At 59.0% G+C, this 3,922-nt stretch carries 3 protein-coding genes and 1 pseudogene; 1 reads left to right on the top strand and 3 read right to left on the bottom strand.

Going from position 1 to position 3,922, the window contains the following annotated elements; genetic code table 11:
* The 3 genes from PFH44_RS25520 to PFH44_RS25530 all read right to left on the bottom strand — a co-directional run.
* A partial coding sequence (locus PFH44_RS25520) for an ABC transporter permease (protein WP_283826561.1) occupies positions 1–710 on the bottom strand: 710 nt, incomplete at its 3' end.
* Between the two features lies 1 nt (position 711).
* The gene (locus tag PFH44_RS25525) at positions 712–1,632 is read right to left on the bottom strand and encodes an ABC transporter permease (protein ID WP_045855111.1); all 921 of its coding nucleotides are present in this window, start codon (positions 1,630–1,632) and stop codon (positions 712–714) included.
* Positions 1,633–1,656: 24 nt separating this feature from the next.
* Positions 1,657–3,189 (bottom strand): ABC transporter substrate-binding protein, encoded by a 1,533-nt coding sequence (locus PFH44_RS25530; RefSeq protein ID WP_045855110.1) that lies wholly within the window; start codon positions 3,187–3,189, stop codon positions 1,657–1,659.
* 231 nt (positions 3,190–3,420) lie between these two features.
* Between PFH44_RS25530 and PFH44_RS25535 the strand changes: the two are divergent.
* Positions 3,421–3,922: pseudogene (locus tag PFH44_RS25535) on the top strand (MarR family transcriptional regulator); the annotation flags it as partial.

Here is a 3,922-nt window from a genome sequence, read left to right on the forward strand (position 1 = left end):
GGCATCGGCGGCTGCCCCCCCATGCCAAAAAACGACAGCGAGGCGGCGGCCAGAATCACCGAACCGCCGGTCAGGGTGGCCTGCACGGTAATCGGCCCCAGCGTGTTGCGCAGAATATAGTGAATAATCTGCCGCCGGTAGCCGATCCCCAGCGCGCGCGCCGCTTCCATATACTCCATATTTTTAATGCCCAGCGTCAGGTTGCGGCTCAGGCGGGCGTATACCGGCACCGAGAAAATGGCGATCGCCAGCAGCATGTTTATCAGCCCCGCCCCCAGCACGCTCACCAGCAAAATAGCCAGTACGATCCCGGGAAAGGCGAAAATCACATCCATAATCCACATAATGATGTGGTCGACGCTTTTGCCGCACAGCGCCGCCATAATGCCCAGCGGCAGCCCCATCGCCAGCGACAGCGCCACGCTGACCACCACCTCGATAAGGGAGATCCGCGCGCCGTATATGATGCGGGAAAAAATATCGCGCCCGTAGTCGTCGGTGCCCAGCCAGTGTTCCGCCGAAGGCGCGGAGAGAATATTGAGCAGATCCTGGTCATAGGGATCGTAGTGGCTTAGCCACGGCGCAAAGAGCGCGCCGAGAACAATTAAGGCCACGATAAAACCGCCAATGGCGATCGACGGATGCTCTATTCCCCAGCGCAGGCCGTTCATCAGGCCATTGCGAGATTTGGCGAGTGAGATTTCAGACATATTAATCAAACCTTATTTTCGGGTTGATTCTGGCGATAATCATTTCGCCCACCAGATTCATCACCACCACGCTGGCGACCGTTATCATCGTCACGCCCTGAATAACCGGATAATCGCGATAGCGCACGGAATCCACCAGGTAACGTCCGATGCCCGGCCAGTTAAATACCGACTCCGTCACCACCGCTCCGCCGATCAGGCTGCCAAAGTTGAGCGCGATAATGGTCACAATAGGGATGAGAGCATTGCGTAAGGCATGCTTAAAGTAGACGTAGAACGGCGCCAGCCCTTTGGCCCTGGCGGTGCGAATATAGTCTTCACCGAGCACGTCCACCATGCTCGAACGGGTCATGCGCGACATCACCGCCATCGGGAAAATACCGAGGCACACCGAGGGTAGAATATAGCTTTTCCAGCCCTCAGCCCCCAGCAGCGGCAGCCAGCCCAGCTTCACCGAGAAGGTGTCCATCGCGATCAGGGCCAGCCAGAAGTTGGCGATTGAGGCGCCGGCAATCGCGATCAGCATCAGGGCGTGATCGGCGGCATGATTGCGATAAATCGCCGCGCACATCCCCATCGGAATGCCGAGCACCACCGCCATCAGCCACGCCAGCAGCGCGAGGCCGAGGGTATAGGGCGCCCGCTCGCCGAGCTCGGCGGAGACCGGCTGCCCCGATTTTAGCGAAATGCCGAAGTCGCCTTTGAGCATCCCGACCACAAAGTGCCCGTACTGCAGCGCCAGCGGATCGTCAAGCCCGAGGCGGGAGTGCATTCGGCTCACGTCGTCCTGGGTCGCCTGCGGGCCGGCCATCAGCCGCGCAGGGTCGCCGGGGAGCATCCTGATCGCCAAAAAGACGATCAGCGATGCGCCGAGCAGGATAAGCGGTAAGGAAAGCAGTTTTTTGATGACGTAGGCTTTCATAGCGACTCCAGTCAGACCCCGGCTTTACGGCTTCTGCGCGTTGATAACGATAATTTCGCCGCCCGGCTCCATCCGCACGCCTTTGATATCCGCGCGGGTGGCGTAGAGATCGTCCTGGAAGTAGAGCATCACGTGCGGCGCATCCTGCATGATGACCTTCTGCGCCTGCACGTAATCGGCGATGCGCGCCTTGTCATCCATGGTGGTTGCCGCTTTGTCCAGCAGGTCGTCGAGGGTCGGGTTTTTATAGAAGCCGAGGTTGGCGCCAACCGGCGCGGCGCTCTGGGAGTAGTACAGCGGACGCAGCTGTAAATCGGATCCGTTGAGGCCGGAGGACCAGGAGGCAAGCACGGAATCGGTGCGATTCGCCAGCTTTTCAGCGGCCGGCGCGAAGGCGGCTTTGCTCCAGACGCCGCTTTCCATCTGCTGAATATTGAGCTTAACCCCCGCCTTGCCCCACATCGCCTGCAGGATTTGCGCGGTTCGGGCGTCCGGCCCCTGTACGGCGATGTTGATATCAAATCCCTGCGGATAGCCGGCATCCTTGAGCAGCGCCCTGGCTTTGTCGATATTGTATGCGTATTCGTTGAGCGACTTATCGTAGCCTTCATTCACCGGCGCCAGCGGCGAGTTAGCGGCGGAGGCGTAGCCGAACATCACCGCCTTCAGCAGGGCGTCTTTATCCGTCGCCAGATTCAGCGCCTGGCGCACGCGGACGTCGTTGAGCGGTTTCTGCTCAACGTTGAGCGCCACCCAGAATACCGACGCGCCCTCTCCCTGCTCCAGCTTCACCTGCGGGTTGCTTTTCAGCTGCATACCGAACTGCGGCGGCACCGGGTTAATCACGTCAACCTGGCCGGAGAGCAGCGCCATATTCATCACCGAAGGCTCCGAGCTCCAGGTCCATTTGATTTGCTCCGGGCCGCCGCTTTCTCCCCAGTAATGCGGGTTCTTTGTCTCTAAAACATACTCCCCGGTTTTATATTCCTGCAGCATATAGGGGCCGGTTCCGTCCGCTTTGCGGCCAATGGTGCCGGCTTTGTCCGCCGCCGGGCTGACCATTTTCGCCGCGCCGCCGGTGAGTAAATTGAGGAACGAGGGGTAGACTTTTTTCAGCGTAATTTCGACGCTGCCGTCGTCAATTTTCTTCACCGACGCAATCACGTTGCGCATCCGCGAGCTGGCGGCCAGGCTGCCTTTGGGATCGATATGGCGCTGGATATTGGCCACCACCGCGTCGGCGTTAAACGGCGTACCGTCATGGAAGGTGACGTTCTTGCGCAGCGTGAAGGTCCAGACCTTGCCGTCCTCGCTCACCTGCCAGGCCGTGGCCAGCGCGGGGGTGATTTTGTAATCGGGGGAGAGATCGACCAGCCCTTCATACATCGGCTTGAGGACCGTATCGGTGAAGGTCGCCGTCTGGTCGCCGGGATCCATGCTGCGCGGCGCTTCATTTTGCATCACATTCAGCGTCGCCGCCTGCAGCGCCGTGATATTGCCTACCGCCAGAACGCCTGCCAGAACGGCAAGTCGATATTTGCTCATCAATACCTTCATCGCTCAACCCCTGCCCGTATGTTATTTCGCCAGTTGTGGTCATTATGTTGCTATTAAGTTTTGTTTTTACACATAACAAAATTCTTTAAATGTGATATTAGCCACCATTAGCGCTTAATTAGGTAATAAATTTAACTTATATGAGATCACTTAGTTACTTTTGTGAAAAAACTGATTGCTAAATCAGCAGGTCGCCACTATGTTCAAAAAAAAGCGAAGGATCGGGGCACTATGCTGAACAAACTCCAACAACAACTGGTTCATCTGGTCTGCAGCGAAGAGGGGGCCAGCCGGGCCGACCTCGCCCGCCTGACCGGCATGAGCAAGCCGGCCATCGGCGCGCTGGTCAAAGAGCTGCTGGCGGCAGGCGTCCTGCAGGAGAGCGCGATGGCCGCCTCCAGCGGCCAGGGGCGGCCTTCGGTTACCCTGTCACTTTCCCCTGATGCCGCCTGTGCGATCGGCATCTCCCTGATCGACCATCAGCTGGTGGTGGTGCTGATGAACGGCATCGGCGAAAAGATGGCCGAGCGCCATCTCACTCCCGAGGTCGAGATCCCGGCGCTGATCCAGCAGCTGGCGACGAAAATTGCCGACCTGCTCAGCAGCGCGGCCGTTAACCGCCAGCGCCTGGCCGGCATCGGCTTTGCGCTTTCCGCCTTCGTTGACGCCGCCCAGTCGGTTTGCGTGCAGTCCGCGCTGCTGGGCTGGCATCAGGTTCCGCTGCCGGCGCTGC

It is taken from the genome of Klebsiella sp. Ech2A (assembly GCF_030078455.1).
GTDB lineage: Bacteria > Pseudomonadota > Gammaproteobacteria > Enterobacterales > Enterobacteriaceae > Klebsiella > Klebsiella terrigena.

Coding starts and splice junctions, on each gene's coding strand:
- PFH44_RS25530 (WP_045855110.1), bottom strand. CDS start 3,189: ATGAAGGTATTGATGAGCAAATATCGACTTGCCGTTCTGGCAGGCGTT.
- PFH44_RS25525 (WP_045855111.1), bottom strand. CDS start 1,632: ATGAAAGCCTACGTCATCAAAAAACTGCTTTCCTTACCGCTTATCCTG.